Raw genomic sequence first — 17,533 nt, 5'->3', positions numbered from 1 at the left:
TTTCCTCTGATAGGCCATCTTGGCGAATTGGAGGATTTCTGCTGCTTGCCGCGGCGGTGCTTGCCTGTTTGTCCGCGCTTTTGATCAATGGCGGGCCTCTCTATTACTTCGACACCGGCAGCTATATTCGACAGGGCAACGTGGCGCTGAACAGTTTGCTGCCAACGATAAACGAGGGTGGCGGCGCAGGTGGAAGTAGCGCTGCGGATCAGGACAATACCGCAACCGGATCCCGGTCACTGATCTATGGCATTGTCATGGCCCTCTTTTTTCGCGCGGGCGCCCTTATTGCCGTTCCAATCTTTCATATGGCTGGCATATTTCTGGTTGTTTGGCTTCTGGCACGGACGACAAACCGCACTCTGGAAGAGGCCCGCAGCACATCTTTGCTGACCACAGTGCCGCTTCTGGTTGCGGCTCTTTCCTCATTGCCGTTTTACATCGCCTATATGATGCCGGACATATTTGCGCCGGTTTTGCTGATCGTAATCGCTGCGCTGACGGCGGTCGGTCGCACAATGCGAGGCTGGGAACTTTTTGTGATGTCAGGTCTGGCTGTGTTTTCCGTCATTTCACACCCGTCACATCTGGCAATCGCTGGGCTTATGGTGCCTTTTGTGATCCTGGCCGCCCTATTCATGAAAGCACGGGGGCGATGGCGGGCAGTGATATTGCTTGTGATCGTGCTTGCGATTGCAGTGGCCGAGCGCAAAGCCTTTCAGATCGCGGTGGAAACCAAAACAAACAAAGAAGTCGTCTATACACCCCACATCACCGCGCGGCTGATTGTAGATGGGCCGGGCATGGACTACCTGAACGACGCCTGCCCCGACACAAACATACCGACATGCGCCCTGCACGAGGCCCTTTCATGGTCTGATGATCCCTATCGGTTGACTGTGTCGCATATCATTTTCGAGCGCTCGCCCAAGCTTGGATCATTCCGGCTTATGTCAGCAGAAGACCAGAAGAAGGTTGCACGTTCCCAGCGTGACTTCGCCAAGGCTGTGTTTCTTTCCCGTCCCATTGCCACATCTTGGGCCCTGGCCAAGAATGGTTATCGCCAAATTTTGCGTGACAGCGTTTGGATGACAATCCCGACAGAGCAGGCGCTTGACAACGCTCGCCATCTTGCACGGTTAGACGACTCTCAACTGCATCTGATTCAAGGCGGCCTGCTGTCCAAGGATCGCGGTTGGCTTACGCCGGTTAATGCGCTGCACGGCTTTATCTATGCCGTTTCGTTTGCTGTTATCGTGGTCTTTTTGCTGACCCCGCGCAGCGTGCCGCGCGATATCAAGCTATTTGCCCTATTCATCCTGATAGGAATTGCGGTCAATGCGCTGGTTTGTGGTGGGGTGTCACAGCCAGCGGACCGATATGGCGCTCGCGTGATGTGGTTGCTTCCGTTCACTGCAGCCTTTCTTCTTATCATAAGGTGGCCCCCTGCCCTGCGCGCCGCCACCAAAAGGGATTTGTGATGTCGGATCATTCATTGTCCATTAGTGTCGTTATGCCCGCCTACAATGCCGAGCATATGTTGCCCCGCGTTCTGACCCCGCTGATTGAATTGCTGAATGTCGGACAGGTGCAGCAGGTTCTGGTTGTGGATGACCAGTCCCCAGACGGAACGGCCGCGCTTGCACACGAGATGGGGGCGACGGTCCTGACAACACCGGTCAATGGTGGGCCGGGCGCAGCCCGCAACCTGGCTGCGCAGCACGCCACGGGCGATATACTATGGTTCGTCGATTCCGACGTCATCGCCTGGCCTGACGGCCCGGAACATATCCGCCGCGCCATGTCCGAAGATAATGTCGCTGCCGTTTTCGGCTCGTATGATGATGCACCGGACGGGCAGTCCTGGTTTTCGCGCTATAAAAACCTTTTGCACCGTTATCACCACCAACGCGCACGGCGCGAGGCCCAAACTTTCTGGGCTGGGTGCGGTGCCATCCGGCGCGACGTTTTCCTTGAGGTCGGCGGGTTCGACGTCAAAACCTATGAGGTCCCGTCGATTGAAGATATCGAGCTGGGGTATCGGATTGCCAATGCTGGCTACCGCATCCTTGTCGAGCCGCAGTTGCAGGGCAAACATCTGAAGGTCTGGACCATGCGCAACAGCCTGACCACTGACATCTATTGCCGCGCACTGCCCTGGGCCCGGCTGATGATTTCACGCGAAGGGCTGACAGACGATCTGAACACCTCGATGGCCGAACGGGTTCGGGCCGCGATTGCTGGTCTGCTGTTGTTGTCGGTTCTGGCCCTGCCCTTCTGGCCGGGTGCATGGGCCCTGCCTTTGCTTTTGCTAGTGGCGGCTTTGGTCGCCAATTTCGATCTGGTGCGCACGATGGCCGGGCATGGTGGGGCATGGTTTGCCTTCAAATGCCTACTGTATCACCAAGTGTATTACGTCTATTCGGCCACGATCTATGTCTGGTGCCTGTTCGAGTATCACGTTCTGGGGCAAAAGCAGAAACTCCATGTCACCCGAAACTGAAATTTCGGGCCCTGCGGCACGGATGCCGGATTTCCTAATCCTTGGCGCCGCGCGGGCCGGTACAACGGCGCTGTACAGCCATCTGCGGCAAAACCCGAGTATCTTCATGCCGTCCGCCAAAGAGCCCAATTTCTTTGCTTTCGAGGGCGAAGCCTTGAATTTCTCTGGGCCGGGCGCGGACTATGTCAACAACTCGGTCACGCAGATCGCCGACTATCATGCCCTGTTTTCCGATGCGCCAGTGGAGGCGGTCTGCGGAGAAGCATCCCCGCTATATCTTTATGCACCCAAGGCGCCTGAACGCATTCATCGCCGTATTCCCCGGGTGCGTATGGTGGTTATTCTGCGAAATCCAATAGATCAGGCCTTGTCCCATTACCTTTATGCGGTAAAGCAACGGATCGAACCGCTCGAGGATTTTTCCGCTGCATTGGACGCCGAAAACGAACGGCTTGCCGCAGGTTGGCAACCCCTGTTTGGGTATTCGCGCTTTCCGCTCTATGCACAGCAATTATCGCGCTATTTCAAGCTTTTCGACCGCAGCCAATTCCTGATCCGAACCTACGAAGAATTTCAGGACGATCCGAAAGACGTCATCGACAGCATCACTGCATTCATCGGGGCCGATACAAGCTTCCAATCTGACCTGTCATCGCGGGTAAATGCCGGCGGCGTGCCGCGCAGCCGTCTGTTTCAGGATTTCCTGATGAAACCCAACCCGATCACCGGAATGATCGCCCGTGTCATGTCACAGGAACTGCGCTGGAAAATCAGGGATCGCCTGTCCCAATTCAACCTCAAACGCGAGGTGGAAATGCCAGACCGCGCACGCGCGATCCTGCGTGAAAGGTTGCTGCCGGAAATCGAAGATTTGGAACATCTGTTGGACCGCGATCTAAGCTCCTGGCGAGCCTGATCGCACTTCTGGCAACAATTCCCCCAAATCCAGCAGAATGTGCATGCCGTACTTGTCGTTTTGCATTTCTGCCAAGGTGCAACCACCAATACTTTGATTTTGAGCAGCATGCTTTAGAATAGCCCTGTGTTTTATGGGCTGTTGTCCGGTCGATCGCAATTAGTACCGGGCGACGGTGATTTAGTGGTGACAGTTTTTTATGGACGACATTGACAGAGCAACAGCTTCGTCGCGAATGACACCGGACAGCAATGCGCGACGATTGTTCATCAGCCCCGTTATTGCACGGCGCGTTACCCTTTGTCTTTCGCTGCTTATGTTTGCCTTGGCGTTGGCTTATCTGCTGCTGAAGATCACGCAACTGTCTGCCCTTCCCGCAGGGTATGATTTCCGGTTCATCTGGGTGGCGGGTGACATGTGGCACGGTGGCATAAACCCCTACGGCCCGACGTTTTTGGCGCATGGCGAAGCAAATATTGAGGTCGGACATGTCCCGGTTCTGTGGCCTTACCCACCGACTTGGTGGATTTTTGCCGCGCCTTTGGGGGCGCTGGATTTGAACACTTCGAGTGTCGTCTGGAATATCTTCGGTCTGGTGATCGTCATCGCAATTTGCGGCATGTTGACCAGCGCTTTTACCACCGCATTTCCGGGGCGCGCCCAGATGATCGGCGAGTTCACGGGAGGTCAGGTTTTTTTCCCGCTTTTCAGTGTGGTGTTCTTTCTTTTAGCGATCCTCGAAGCTACCGCGATCCTGTTTTCCGTTGGTCAGACGACTCTGATCGCAGGGCTTGGCATTGCCGTTATGCTGTGGAGCCGCGTCGGCGGACGCCTCTTTTTCGAAGCCATCGGTTTGACGCTGGTACTGCTCAAACCGCAGATCGGAGCGCCTTTTGTGGTCCTATACCTGCTGTTTGATGCGCACTCTCGGAAAGTGGTTTTGATGGCCGTGCTTCTTTCCGCCCTGCTGACAGTGCCGCCGCTTTTGGTCGCTCCAAGTACCATTTTGGATTTCTTTCAAAATCTGGCTGCTTATGACGGTTTTACAATTGCCAACCTTCCACAATCCATGACGGGTCTGCGGCTGATCATTTGGGAGGTTACGGATCGTGATATCGGTAGCTCTGTGGCCACGATCATCACGCTCGTGATCATTGTGGTGCTGTGTCATGGCCCTACCCGGCTGACGCGCGCCTGCGACGCCAACAAACATAGCTGGCAGATCTTCGGATTGGCCTGCGCAGCTATCGTCGCGCTGGCGCCGCTGCATATATATGATTTTGTGCTGTTGGCCTCCCCGCTGACGCTGCTGTTCAGGGGGCGGATCGTCAGCACTCTGTTCGCCGGGCTTGGCGCATTGCTGATCTGGCGATCGGAAAACCTTGTCGATATCTGGGCCTTCCATGTGGACGGGGTCGAGATCTTTCCAAGCTCGCGTTTGGCAACCATTGGCGCCTTGCTGTTTTTAATAGCGGTCGTTGATACAGTTCTGCAGCTGAACAGACAGAAGGCCAGCGCTTCAAACCAGTCTTCGCGCGCATGACTGTTTTTCTAAAATCATCGCCTGCGCCGTCTCGTCCGTGGCGCATTGCGCTTGCTGGGTTTGCCGGGCTGGTCGCAGTGCTGATACTTGTTTTTTCAGTACAGAGTGCCTTGCCCGGCATCCGCGATCTGGCGCAATGGTGGATGCTGATGGTCGCGCTAGCGCTGACCCTCTTTTCCGTTTTTGTTTTGTGGGATCTGACGCTATCGGGTTTGATGCTGCTGCTTTTGTTTGTGGGCGGGGCATCGCAGCTTTATGTGACCCAACCGCTTTGGTACCCGGCGCTACGCCTCCCGCCCAGAACGACCATCGAAATGGCGATGTATGCCATAATTTTCGGACAGGGCGCCCTTTCGGCTTTTGTGTTGTTTAGAAATTCTAGTGACAGCAAACTCTCTCAGGTTATCAGCGATTTGGGCGTAAAACGCACTGCTCTGTTCCTTTTGCTCAGCGGTGCGTTCACCATACCGATCCTCGACCATCTGCGCCAAAACGAAATCGACGTCTATTTCATTCAGCTTGCGGCGGGGCTGATCCTTGTGGTCATCAACCTGGTGACGGTGATCGCATTGGCTGCCACCTTGCCCAGAGGGGTTACTCTGCCCGCGGGATGGCGATGGGCAGGCTGCATGGCCACTGTTTTTCTGATTGCGACATTGGTGCTGGAATGGTTGGCCTTTGAACGGGTGCCGCATGTTCAGGATGAGCTTGCCTATATGTTTCAGGCCAAGACCTATGCGAGTGGCGCCCTTTATGTGCCGGCACTGCCGGAAGGTCCCCGCGCAGCTTTTGAGTTTTATCTGCTAGATCATCATAACGGGCGCTGGATATCGGTCTTCACGCCCGGATGGCCTGCATTTCTGGCGGTGGGAGTTTTTTTTGGAGTGCCCTGGTTGGTGAACCCAATTCTGGGCACTGCGTCCATCTTTCTGGCGCAGGGGGTGATGCAACGGTTAACAAATGCCCGTACGGCCAGCATCAGCACTCTGATCCTGGCGACCTCCCCCTGGTTCATCGCGATGTCGGCGTCACTGATGTCCCATACATTCGCCCTGTTTCTTGTCTTGCTGGCCTGGCTTTTGATCCTTCGCGCCGAAGAAGGTGAATTGAAACGGGCCGTTCTACTGGTGTTTGTGGCCGGCTTGGCACTGGGTTGGTTGTTCCTGACCCGCAACCTTGACGGCCTGTTGCTTGGAATTCTGACGGGTCTGTTTCTGTTGTGGCGCGGAGGTGCCTTACGCCATCCCCTGACTGTACTCAGCTACAGCGTGGGATGCGTGGCAACCGGAAGCCTTATCTTTTTCTATAATTACTACTTCACTGGCGACCCGCTGTTGACAACATTATCAGACTATTATCAACGAACCTGGGTTGATGGATCCAACGCCTTTGGGTTTGGCCAAAACATAGGCTCCCCAGAAGGCTGGGGCCACATGGAACTGCGCCCGCATGAACATTCCCCGTTTGAAGGTCTGGTCAACACGCTGACCAATATCAGCGCGCTTCATACCGATTTCATGGGTTGGGGGATCGGGTCGCTCGTATTTGTCTGGATCTTGCTGATCTATGGCCGCATCAACGCCACGGACCGGATGATGCTTGCGATCATTATCGTCGTAGCGGGTGCACACGCCCTTTATTGGTTCGTAGCCAGCTTCTACGTGGGCCCACGATATTGGTTCATGATGATCGCTCCCCTGGTGTTCCTGAGTGCCAGAGGAGTTCTGGAAACTGGCATCCGATTGGAAACCATTGGCCTTTCGTCAGCTTCGGACAAACTTAACGCCGTGCTTCTTATTCTGTGTTTGTTTTCAGTGACAGTATTTTTGTCCTACCGAGGCGTCACAAGATATCACGAGCATCGTACCTATGATGACCACTATCGCTATCTGTCGCTGCCTGACACGGAAGGTCTTGTCCAACCGCTGGTCTTAATCAATCCGAAAAGCCAAATTGCTTCGGCACTGTTCTTCAATGATCCTTCGTTTCCCTTGGACGAGCCGGTTTTCGCAAAGGATCTGGGAGGCACAGCGAATGACGCCGTGACTAAGGCTTTTCCGGGACGCCCCGCCCTGTATTACGACGAGCGCGAAGAGACGTTTTCTCGGAAATAGACATTTCGCATGGGGCCGATTTGATTATCTTAGGCCCAATAGCTTTGCAATATCCCAGACCTGACGTGGAGAGGTTTGTGCTCCGCGACCGAAGATTGTTTCCCGAGGCACTTTGTAAATGGGTGCAATGCTCACCGGGACGTCTGCATTGCTAAAATCTTCTTCATAGGTGGGCAAATGATCAGTCACCAAAACCCTACCTTCCACGGCTTCGCCCAATCGAATTTCATCGGGCGCCAAAGCCTCAGTTTCCAAACGGACAAAGTAAGTAGGCGTGACATTGGCTGGAACCGGCATCTGTGCGTACACATAGACCGAGACAGTTCCCGCTAAGTATTGGTCCTGCAATTCGACATCTGACCAACCAGGGGGAAAGGCCTTCCTTATCAGAGCTGGCGTAATCCGGATCTCCTCAAGGTCAAAAAACGGGTCAGCGTCGATTTCAATCGCGATACGCTGCCCCAAATCGCGGGTCACTGTAAATGGGCGCAAAGTCGTAGGCCAACTCAGCCAAGTACTGACAGCAAGCCCTGCCAACGCCATCACAAAGGCTGAGGCCGGCGCTGCCTGAACCGGGCGCAACCGCCAGAAGACAATCAGCGGCAACAGAACAGCCGGTGCAAAATGGTGCGGCAGAATACGATAAGCCTGAACATAGAAGAACAGAACGTACCCTACAGTCATGAGTGTCAGCGTTCTGGAAAACGTATCCTGCCAGCGCCAGGCCAAAAGCGCTAGTCCAGGCAAAAGCCCGCCGGGCAGAAGCCAGAACAGAAACCGCTGCGTATCGAATATAGTCACATAGCGCAGACGACGCAGAATTGACCCCGTGCTGAATTCACCGGATACCCCCGTCACACCCGTTTTTGCCAGTATGGCCAAAGAGAAAGAACCTAGGATCACAATCGCCAGGGCTATCAACACTCCTACGATCACCTGCTTAATGGGTTGAAACCAGTTCAAAAGCAGGTGCGCCAATAGAAAGAACCCTATCAGCAGAATACCGTTTGGTGCGGAGCAAAGAGCTAGCGTTGACACAACCGCCATCCAACCGAAATTCTGGTCGCGGAAGAACAAGATGTACCCCAGAACTCCCAATAAAATGGGCGGTTCGCGCGTCATTGGCATGGCAATATCGGCAAAATATGGATTGTAGGATGGATTAAACGCCATCACGAAAGAAAACAGAACCAAGGCTGCGCCCAATCCTAAAACAGACCAAACATCGGTGCGGTTATTTGGTGAACGGATAAAAGCCAGCATCACCCCGAATAAAATCGACACGCCAGGCAGGTAAGCAAACCGAAGAGCCGCTTCGGACGACCCAAAAACACGAAGGAAGCTGGTTTGCAGAAATACCTCGGTCATCATTTTCGGATTTGGGTAACCGGTCATTGAACCAGCATCCAAAGGCCAAAACGGCAGTCCCCGAGAAATGAACAGAATAGCGCTCAGCAAGCTGTGCGCCCCATCGTCATTGAGAGCTTCCCAATAGAATTTGGGTGACAGCAACAGCAGAACAAATAAGGGAAGCAGAACCATACCGGCCACGTCCCATCCCCGGCCCCGGAAGATGTCCTGCGCAGGCCGTTTGATGGTAAAGGCAGCCCCGGGCAGGCAAAGCAGAACGATCAGCACGAGGAAAGCTGTTCCTGTCATCGGGATACCGCTGACAGCCTGCACAATAGCCGCAATCGTAGGTACGCCAAAAAGGGAAAGCGTAAAACCTTTCAACAGAAAATGTTCAAAACGGTCTTCGGGTCGAGCAATACCCAGCGCTAAAAGCAGACCGGGGGTGACAATAAGTATCGACGCCGACAATGCCACCAGAGGCGCCCAGACATACAAAAAAAACGCATCCTTGGCGATAAAATAGGGGGACGGCCCCTCTGCGAATGCAACTTTTGCTGCAATCTGACCTGCTATGTTCTGTCCCATCCAGACGATGCCGACCAGAATTGCCAGCAAACCAAGATAAAAAAATTTCTTCATAGTTCTGGTCATTCAATCATTTCGAACTCTAAGAATTGTTGGTCCAAAAAGTCCGGCACAAACCAAGCGGGCTCGAAGCTCATCCGCTCATTCGAGTGCGGTTTCCTTTCTCAAACGCGGTTTCAGACCCTTTATTTCGAGGCTTTGACTCGAATTCTTCGTGGTAGGACCGTTCGACATTAACATCCCAAACGTCGTATTCCTCGCCCAAAATATTGCGTGCGGCATACATGGCGGACAACATCGAATGATCCTGATTGTTGTAACGATGCAGGCCGTTGCGGCCGACGGTCTGAAAATTCTCAAACGTCTTCAGCCAATCACTGACAATATCCAGCGCTTCTTTGTAGTCGCCATCATAAACCGGATAGGCCTTGGGTTGCCGGATCACTGTAAAATCGATGACATCGCTTGCCTTGGCCAAACCCAACTGTTCCAGTTCCTGACCGGCCAATTCTTTGAGGTCCGCGTCTGAGGACGACCACAGCCCGTCACCCTTCTGGCAGAAATATTCCATTCCGATGGACGAAGTGTCCTGGTTGGGCAGCATTTCCTTGGACCAGGCGCGGAAATTCTGGATGCGCCCGACCTTTACCTTGGGACTATGGATGTAAATCCAGTTGTCTGGGAAAGGATCGGCGTGATCGAGCATCAAAGTCACGATCAGGAAATCGCGGTATCTCAGGCGATCGGCGGCCTCGACAACCTCTGGCGGCGGCGGCGGATCAAATGCATGGATCAGATCGCGCACGGCCATCGAGTTGATGAACTCTGCGCCCTCTACCCGTTCGGTCGTTTTGTCGCCGTTTTCGTCCCAATGACGCACATCAATCGACGTCACGCGGTTGCCGTCGCGATTGACCTGCACCACTTCGGAATGTGTCTCAACACTGCCGCCCCTTTCCCGGATCAGATCGCGGGTTTTTTCCCACATCATACCGGGGCCAAGGCGGGGATACTGAAACTCTTCAATCAAGCTGGCGGTGTCATTGGCACCGGAAATCGCATTCCAGACTGCCTTGGGCAAAGACAGGTTCTTGATCCGCTGCGCAGCCCAGTCTGCCCGAATTTCTGACGGCGGAATTCCCCAGACCTTTTTGGTGTAGCTGTGGAAGAAATGTAAATATAACCGCCCGCCAAAGCGGTTGATGACCCATTCTTCAAAGGTATCTTCTTGTTTTTTAGGCCGGATTTTCCATTTTACGAAGCTGCCGATGATCTTATAGGTCTCATAGGGGCCTATATTGCCAAGGGCGTTGAAGATACGCAGCGGGTAATCATAAAACTTGCCGCGATAGAAAATGCGGCTCAGGCGTTGCACGGTGATGAAATCATCTCCCATCACCTCGTGCCACATATCTTCGACCTCGCGCACCTTGGTAAAAAACCGGTGCCCTCCGATATCAAAACGGTAACCATTGAAAGTTTCAGTGCGCGAAATGCCGCCAACCATGTCCGAGGCCTCAAAGACCTGTGGAACATGCGTGTCACTAAGTTTCTGAAGCTCATGGGCTGCAGTCAACCCGGCAGGCCCGCCACCGATAATTACGACAGGAACGGTATCTTTTTGCAAATGACTAACACCCGTATACTCGAAAAAAACTGACTACAAACTACTAGAGGTTATCACCATTTCATAACAAATTCCTAATGACTGGTCCAAATAATATGCCCAGGCCTTTCACGTACCCAATCCGTATTCGGCAAAATGCAATCTGTGCTGCCATGACTTTGGGCTGCCGATCCCACAGGCAGGCACTGCGCCAGATCGCGTGCATTAACAGCAGACCTCTCGGAAAAATGCTGCCCGATGTCGGGATGGACGTCGCAAAAAAGTTTCGACGCCACCAGCCAACAGGTTGAGTTACATGAACTATTTCGTCAGGCCCTGATCGGCACATGAATTTCTTTCGCCTGTGCTGGGAAAACTTTAGGTCTGGTCGCAATTAAGCGCGCCATCCTAGGGCATCAAAAGAGCAGCCCGAACGAAGAAAAGGACAAGAGTGGTGTTGTCGCAACTTCGCTTCCGTCCAAAATTCCGAATCAACAATACACCCCGTTTTCCTTCATTGTGTGCTTTTGAGGGTCAGTTGTGCTGCGATGGCCAAGTGCCGAACCTGACTATCCACTGAATCTTGACACGGGCAACGTGCTCCCGCCTACTGCATGTAGGTGTTTATTGAGAACAAAGTCGTCGCTGGCTGACGTTCGTAGTTAACGATTGATGGCTGACCCCTTATTGGAGAGGGAGCAATTTTATGAAGTGCGTTATTCTGGCTGGTGGTTTCGGAACAAGGCTCAGCGAAGAGACCGTCAGGATACCAAAGCCTATGGTCGAGATCGGAGACAAACCGATCATCTGGCATATCATGAAGATCTACGCTGCCCACGGGGTCACGGATTTCATCGTCTGTCTTGGTTACAAGGGTTATGTGATCAAGGAGTACTTTGCGAATTTCTTTCTGCACAGTTCGGACGTCACCATTGATCTGGCTAATGGCGGCCTTGAAATCGCGAACAGCAGATCGGAACCCTGGCGCGTGACGCTGGTCAATACCGGTCAGGACAGCCAGACCGGCGGGCGGCTTCGCCGGGTCATGCATCTGCTCAAGGATGAAGAGGCCTTTTGCATGACCTACGGGGACGGGGTCGGAAATGTCGATATTAGCGCACTGATCGCGTTCCACAAAAACCACGGCAGACGCGCAACGCTGACTGCGGTGGTCCCACCGGGACGCTTTGGGGCATTGGAACTGGACGGCGACCGGATCGACCGCTTCGCCGAAAAGCCGGGGGGCGATGGCGGGTTTATCAACGGCGGGTTCTTCGTATTGAATCCATCGGTCGGTGAATTGCTGCATGGAGATAGTGAGATTTGGGAGCGCGCCCCGCTTGAGTCCTTGGCTGCAGACGGTGATCTGATGGCGTTCCGCCACAGAGGGTTCTGGCAACCGATGGATACACTCCGCGATCGCCGCCAGCTTGAAGAGCGTTGGCAGGAAAACAACGCCCCATGGAAGGTCTGGGAATGAATCTGAGGTCTTCTCCGAAAATCATCCTGCTGGGCAATCTTGGCTATATCGGTCCGATTGTTGCTGCCACTTTGCGGAAATCCTGGCCCAACGCCAACCTGATCGGGGTCGATCCCGGGTTTTTCTCGGACCGGTTGACCACACATAATGCATGGCCCGAACGGTTTCTGAACCAACAGATCATTGCTGATATCCGCGACATCGATTCCTCGTTGTTCCAAGGGGCCGATGCAGTTGTTGCGTTGGCGGCGGTTTCAAATGACCCGATGGGTGCGCGGTTTGAAACCGTCACCACGGAAATCAATCAGGACGCCATTGTACAGACCGCACATCTGGCTGCCGAAGCCGGGGTATCGCGGTTTGTCTTTGCCTCCAGCTGTTCCGTATATGGATTTGCCGAGGGCGATGCGCGGTCCGAGGATGCACCATTGAATCCACTGACAGCCTATGCCCGCAGCAAAATCGGAACCGAGCGGGCGCTAGAGGCCATGAACACGCCAGGAATGCTGCGCACTGCGCTGCGCTTTGCCACCGCTTGCGGGCCATCGCCCCGGCTGCGGCTTGATCTAGTGTTAAACGATTTTGCCGCTTGCGCCGTCACTGCAGGTAAGATCACTGTGCTGAGTGACGGCAGCCCATGGCGGCCTCTCATCGACGTGCGTGACATGGCCCGAGCCATCGAATGGGCAATCAACCGGACCGAAGATGCCGGTGGCCAATGGTTGGCAGTCAATGCCGGATCGGATGCGTGGAACTATCAGATCCGCGATCTCGCGCAGGCCGTGGCTGAAGCCGTGCCAGGGGCCAGCTATTCAATCAATCCCGATGCTGCCCCTGACAGCCGTTCGTATAAGGTCGACTTTTCGCTGTATAAGCAATTGGCGCCCGAACATCAGCCCGTCCAGACGCTTAGGGGTACGATCGCCGATCTGCTGCACTTGTTGAATGAAATCCATTTTAAAGACCCCGATTTCAGGTCCTCACCGCTGATGCGACTGAAAGCGCTGGAAGAACATATCCACAATGGCGTGCTGAGCGAGGAACTGCGCTGGAGGATGCCGCAATGACACAACCTATTTGCAGACACTGTGCCGCACCGCTGAGCCAAACATTGGTCGATCTCGGGCTGTCGCCACTGGCCAATTCCTATGTACCGCCCGAACGCGCGAACACAGCCTGCCCGCGTTACCCGCTGCATGCCTGGGTTTGCAACGATTGCTATTTGGTTCAGGTCGAAGATGCGGTGCCCGCTGACGAAATTTTCAATGCCGATTACGCGTATTTCTCCAGCTATTCAGACAGTTGGCTGGCTCACGCCAAAGCATATGTCGACAACATGGTCGACCGCCTTCATCTGGGCCCGGATGATCTGGTAATCGAAATCGCCTCGAATGATGGGTACCTGCTGCAATATTTTGTCGAAAAGGGTATTCCGGTGCTGGGCATCGAACCCTCGGGTAGCGTAGCAGCCGCCGCCGAAGAAAAAGGCGTGCGCACGCTTGTCGATTATTTCGGCGAAACACTGGCCCAGAAGGTCGCCGCAGCCGAGAAACCGCCGGCACTGATCGCCTCGGCTAATGTTCTGGCCCACGTGCCTGACATCAACGATTTCGTCGCCGGAATCGCCACTTTGCTAACTGGTGACGCGGTCTATACTGTCGAATTTCCGCATCTTCTGAACCTGATCAACGAAGTGCAGTTCGACACGATTTATCACGAACATTATTCCTATCTGTCGCTGTTGGCGGTCGAAAAGATTTTTGCCAAAGCCGGTCTGCGCGTGTTCGATGTCGAGGAACTGCCCACTCATGGCGGCTCGTTGCGGGTATTTGCCTGTCTTGAAGGGGCCAGCCACCCAGAAGGACCGGGCCTTGCCAAGGTCCGCGCTGACGAAGCGGCGGCGCAATTCGACCGCCCCGAGGGCTATATGAACTTTACTGGCCAGGTCGAGGCGGTACGCGACGGGCTGCTTGCCTTCCTGCGCGAAGTCGCGGCCCGCGGTGATACCATCGCCGCGTATGGGGCGGCTGCCAAGGGCAATACATTGCTGAACTATGCAGAGATCGGGCCCGATCTGATTTCATATTGTGTGGATCGCAACCCGGCCAAGCAGAACACGCTATTGCCCGGCAGTCACATTCCTGTTCACGGGGTCGAGGCGCTGCGCGAGACACCACCCAATTATGTTTTGATCCTGCCCTGGAACATCCGGGACGAAGTCATCGATCAGCTGGCCGATCTCAAGGCCCGCGGCACCCGGTTCGCAACGGCCGTGCCAGAGGTCAGGATCAGCTGATGGCACGGGTTATGCTGACCGGAGCGACCAGTTTGATCGGTCGTGCGACAGCATCGGCTTTGGCAGGGGCGGGCCATGAAGTCGTGACACTGGGCCGGAATCCGGCCAGCAACCTCATCTGCAATCTACTGAACCCCATCGCCACAACAACAGCCATTGAAACAGCCCAAGCCAGCCATCTCGTCCATCTGGCTTGGCATGACGGGCCGCGCGATCGCTGGACTTCGCCGGCCAATTTGGACTGGATGGCGGCCACGCTGCATCTGGTGCGGGAATTTGCGCGCATAGGCGGCCAACGCGCGGTCTGCGCAGGAAGCTGTGCCGAATATGACTGGTCTGAGCCGACTCTCACAGAAACAAGCCCCTTGCGACCTCGCACGCTTTATGGGGCAGCCAAGGCCGGGACCGGTCTGGCGCTGTGCAATGGGCAAGATGCGCTTGGCCTCTCGCTGGCCTGGGCCCGCATCTTTTTCGTTTACGGGCCGGGCGAGCCACCGGGGCGGCTGCTTGGGGATCTGATTTCAAACCTTCGTGCGGGTCAGCCAGTGAAGTGTACCGACGGGCTGCAAAAGCGTGACTTCCTGCATGTCGACGATTTGGCCCGCGCGTTGTCGCGCCTGCTGGACACCGATGTGGTTGGCGCGGTCAATGTAGCCAGCGGTACCGCAATCGCGGTTCGGGACCTGATTGCAGAGGTCGCAACCCAGATGCATCATCCCGATCTGATCCAACTGGGCGCAATTGCGCGTGCGCCAGACGACCCAGACCAGTTGGCGGCCGACGTGACCCGGTTGCGCGACAAGGTCGGTTTCGTACCAAAACATGACATGATTTCGGGTGTGGCAAATGTTCTTCGGGCCGAGGGGACGGCACTGTGAAAAAATTGCTTGTCCCCCGAAGGAATTCCTTCATGCGCTTTGTGTTGGTCGGAATATTGAACACAGCGTTTGGATACATACTTTTTGCAGTACTCAGCCTATCCGGCCTACCGCCTCAGGTCGCGCTGGTAATCTCGTTTTCTGTTGGGGTTTTATGGAATTTCATAACCCATGCCCGGCTTGTTTTCGACTCCAAGGGCCTGAACCGATTGCCGCACTATATTCTGTCCTACGTGATGGTTTACGCTTTTAATGCTCTGTCGTTGGAAGGCTTGCTGTCACTTGGTTTGCAGCCGATCATAGCGCAGGGGCTGATTGTGTTGCCTGCGGCCGTTCTGGCATTCATAGCCATTTCTCGAGCGCTGACAGATCGCTTTCCTTGGCAACAGAAAGCCTGACAAATCCGCCCTGCGCCAGAGTTCCCAGCCTATAGCGAACGCTCCTTGTGAGCGCACCTAGGCCTAGTTGGCATCCCTCAGATAGATAAACTTCACGTCCGGCGAAGGTTTCGATCACAGCCGCGTTCTGCTTAGCCACAAATCTCGCAGGAAAATCGGTTTATCCAATGATCAATGAAGCAAAGGATAGGCCCTATGCTGTGTTGTGCGGACACAAGTACCAGCGCACTTCCAATATCTTCGGCCTGCGCCATCCACCTTATGTCGCAAGAATAATTGACATAATTCTCGTATTTCGAGACCCTACGCCAGCGGGCGAAACTGACAACTGAAATTGCGCCCAAAAACAGAAAAACATTACCAAGTTAGACTTTGTCAAACCGTTGCACCAGAGCAATGTCCCACAGCGTCAACCCCGAGCCTGTTCGGAGCAAGCACCACAGGCCAGCTGGAACCATGAAAACCGTCGCGGAATACGCTATCAAGAATGCGCAGACAGCCAGAATCCAAAAAAGAGGTTGCCGTAAGCAAGACAATCAAATCGGCACGTTCCAGACTGACGGAACGCAGCAGAATGTCATGGGTCAGCCAAACCGATGCCGTAGTCATAGCGGTATAACAGATACGCATCTTGGCTAGCGTGGCATTCGTAATCGCAGGCCCGCAACTCAAAGCGCGGCCCCAGCTCAGAAGACCAACCCGGAATGGACCCCTTATGCTCGATCTACATCATTGAGCATTGCTGGGTCCCTGGCAGGGCCTTCGATGTTGATACGTTCCTGTTCGGTAACAATAGGACCACCTCGGACCTGGTTGTGTATTGAAGTGATGTATTCTCCCAGCATACCGATAAACAGCATCTGTACACCCGAAAGAAAAAACAACGCCACGATAATAGTCGTGGTTCCGCGCGGTGCTTGATCCGGGTCGACGAAATAAAGCAGCGTAGAAATGATCGAGAACAGGATACAACTGATCGCGATCACCAGCCCGCTGAGCGTACAGAACCGCATTGGTGCCCGTGTAAATGAGAAGATCGCATTCAGCGCCTGATCGGTCAGTGCCATCAGGCTGTGTTTGGACATTCCTCTTTTCCGAGCCTTCCAAACGTATGGAAGGATAACCCTGCGGAAGCCGCAGCTTGCAATGATACCACGGATATAAGGGTAGTGATCGTTATGAGACAGCACGGCCTTCAAAACCTTGCGATCGATCAACTGAAACTCTCCTACCGAAGGTTCCAACCATACATCTGATAACCTATTGACAACAGAATAAAAAATTCCACGCGCGCTGCGCATGAGGAACCCTTCTTCTCGGGTACTGCGCGCGCCGGCCACCACGTCATAGCCACTTTCCCAAAGCTCGACAAATTCGGGGATCATTTCGGGCGGATCCTGTAGATCGACCGGCAGCATGACAACGATACCGTCGCCGCTGGCGTAACGCAGACCGTTGAACGTTGACCTAAACACCCCGAAATTGCGGGCATTCACAACGACCTTCACATCTTGATCTTTTTCGGCAATTTCCCGCAAAATTTCCACGGTTCGGTCACTTGAAGCATTGTCGATGAAAATGTGCTCTCGCTTGTAGCCAGGCAAATCCTTATCGAAAATCGCTTTAACGGTTTTGTAGCAATCCGCCACATTGCTTTCTTCATTAAAGCACGGTGAGATAATAGAAATGGTTTTCATATCATATCTTTGCTTGACAACTACAAACACCGGTTACCGACCGCCGGTTCGGTCACAATTATATCATCGTGCGCCCTTGCAGATTCGCGCAACAGGCAATCAGCGAAAATGTTTTAGAATGCAGTGTGTTTAGCGCCACAGCCCTAATTCCAACTCCTGGACCC

At 54.2% G+C, this 17,533-nt stretch carries 13 protein-coding genes; 10 read left to right on the top strand and 3 right to left on the bottom strand.

Annotation, left to right across the window (positions count from 1 at the left end):
- Window positions 1–68: 68 nt before the first annotated feature.
- From ACR0LY_RS09520 to ACR0LY_RS09500, 5 genes are all read left to right on the top strand, one after another.
- Window positions 69–1,481, top strand: a complete 1,413-nt coding sequence (locus tag ACR0LY_RS09520; protein ID WP_170350107.1) for a hypothetical protein — start codon at window positions 69–71, stop codon at window positions 1,479–1,481.
- Window positions 1,481–2,503, top strand: coding sequence for a glycosyltransferase family 2 protein (locus ACR0LY_RS09515; protein WP_170350106.1), 1,023 nt, complete (start codon window positions 1,481–1,483; stop codon window positions 2,501–2,503). Before ACR0LY_RS09520 ends, ACR0LY_RS09515 begins: the two co-directional genes overlap by 1 nt.
- Window positions 2,487–3,419: a sulfotransferase domain-containing protein gene (locus ACR0LY_RS09510; protein ID WP_170350105.1), complete on the top strand. Its 933-nt coding sequence runs from the start codon at window positions 2,487–2,489 to the stop codon at window positions 3,417–3,419. Before ACR0LY_RS09515 ends, ACR0LY_RS09510 begins: the two co-directional genes overlap by 17 nt.
- Window positions 3,420–3,654: 235 nt before the next feature.
- Window positions 3,655–4,962 carry a glycosyltransferase family 87 protein gene (locus ACR0LY_RS09505; protein ID WP_480640823.1) on the top strand — a complete coding sequence of 436 codons (1,308 nt, stop codon included), beginning with the start codon at window positions 3,655–3,657 and terminating at the stop codon, window positions 4,960–4,962.
- Window positions 4,959–7,076 carry a glycosyltransferase family 39 protein gene (locus tag ACR0LY_RS09500; RefSeq protein ID WP_170350103.1) on the top strand — a complete coding sequence of 706 codons (2,118 nt, stop codon included), beginning with the start codon at window positions 4,959–4,961 and terminating at the stop codon, window positions 7,074–7,076. Before ACR0LY_RS09505 ends, ACR0LY_RS09500 begins: the two co-directional genes overlap by 4 nt.
- A 24-nt stretch (window positions 7,077–7,100) precedes the next feature.
- Here ACR0LY_RS09500 and ACR0LY_RS09495 read toward each other — a convergent pair whose 3' ends face one another.
- Window positions 7,101–9,068, bottom strand: coding sequence for a hypothetical protein (locus tag ACR0LY_RS09495; protein ID WP_170350102.1), 1,968 nt, complete (start codon window positions 9,066–9,068; stop codon window positions 7,101–7,103).
- Window positions 9,069–9,147: 79 nt separating this feature from the next.
- The gene (locus tag ACR0LY_RS09490) at window positions 9,148–10,641 is read right to left on the bottom strand and encodes an NAD(P)/FAD-dependent oxidoreductase (protein WP_170350101.1); all 1,494 of its coding nucleotides are present in this window, start codon (window positions 10,639–10,641) and stop codon (window positions 9,148–9,150) included.
- Between the two features lie 685 nt (window positions 10,642–11,326).
- Between ACR0LY_RS09490 and rfbF the strand changes: the two genes are divergently transcribed.
- Genes rfbF through ACR0LY_RS09465 form a run of 5 tightly spaced genes read left to right on the top strand, consistent with a single transcriptional unit; the run spans window position 11,327 to window position 15,672 of the window.
- Window positions 11,327–12,100, top strand: coding sequence for a glucose-1-phosphate cytidylyltransferase (rfbF, locus tag ACR0LY_RS09485; protein ID WP_170350100.1), 774 nt, complete (start codon window positions 11,327–11,329; stop codon window positions 12,098–12,100).
- Window positions 12,097–13,167: an NAD-dependent epimerase/dehydratase family protein gene (locus ACR0LY_RS09480; protein ID WP_170350099.1), complete on the top strand. Its 1,071-nt coding sequence runs from the start codon at window positions 12,097–12,099 to the stop codon at window positions 13,165–13,167. Before rfbF ends, ACR0LY_RS09480 begins: the two co-directional genes overlap by 4 nt.
- Entirely contained in the window at window positions 13,164–14,396 is a 1,233-nt protein-coding gene (locus tag ACR0LY_RS09475; protein ID WP_170350098.1) for a class I SAM-dependent methyltransferase, read from the top strand. Before ACR0LY_RS09480 ends, ACR0LY_RS09475 begins: the two co-directional genes overlap by 4 nt.
- Complete coding sequence (locus ACR0LY_RS09470; protein WP_170350097.1) at window positions 14,396–15,274, top strand: NAD-dependent epimerase/dehydratase family protein; 879 nt, start codon at window positions 14,396–14,398, stop codon at window positions 15,272–15,274. Before ACR0LY_RS09475 ends, ACR0LY_RS09470 begins: the two co-directional genes overlap by 1 nt.
- Before the next feature lie 32 nt (window positions 15,275–15,306).
- Window positions 15,307–15,672, top strand: coding sequence for a GtrA family protein (locus ACR0LY_RS09465; RefSeq protein ID WP_170350096.1), 366 nt, complete (start codon window positions 15,307–15,309; stop codon window positions 15,670–15,672).
- 713 nt (window positions 15,673–16,385) lie between these two features.
- Here the strand turns inward: ACR0LY_RS09465 and ACR0LY_RS09460 are convergent.
- Window positions 16,386–17,369 (bottom strand): glycosyltransferase, encoded by a 984-nt coding sequence (locus tag ACR0LY_RS09460; protein ID WP_170350095.1) that lies wholly within the window; start codon window positions 17,367–17,369, stop codon window positions 16,386–16,388.
- Window positions 17,370–17,533: the final 164 nt, after the last annotated feature.

The organism is Ruegeria sp. BC5 (genome assembly GCF_056539205.1).
Note: the sequence above shows the minus strand (reverse complement) of the source record. Positions and strands in the feature narration are given on the sequence as shown.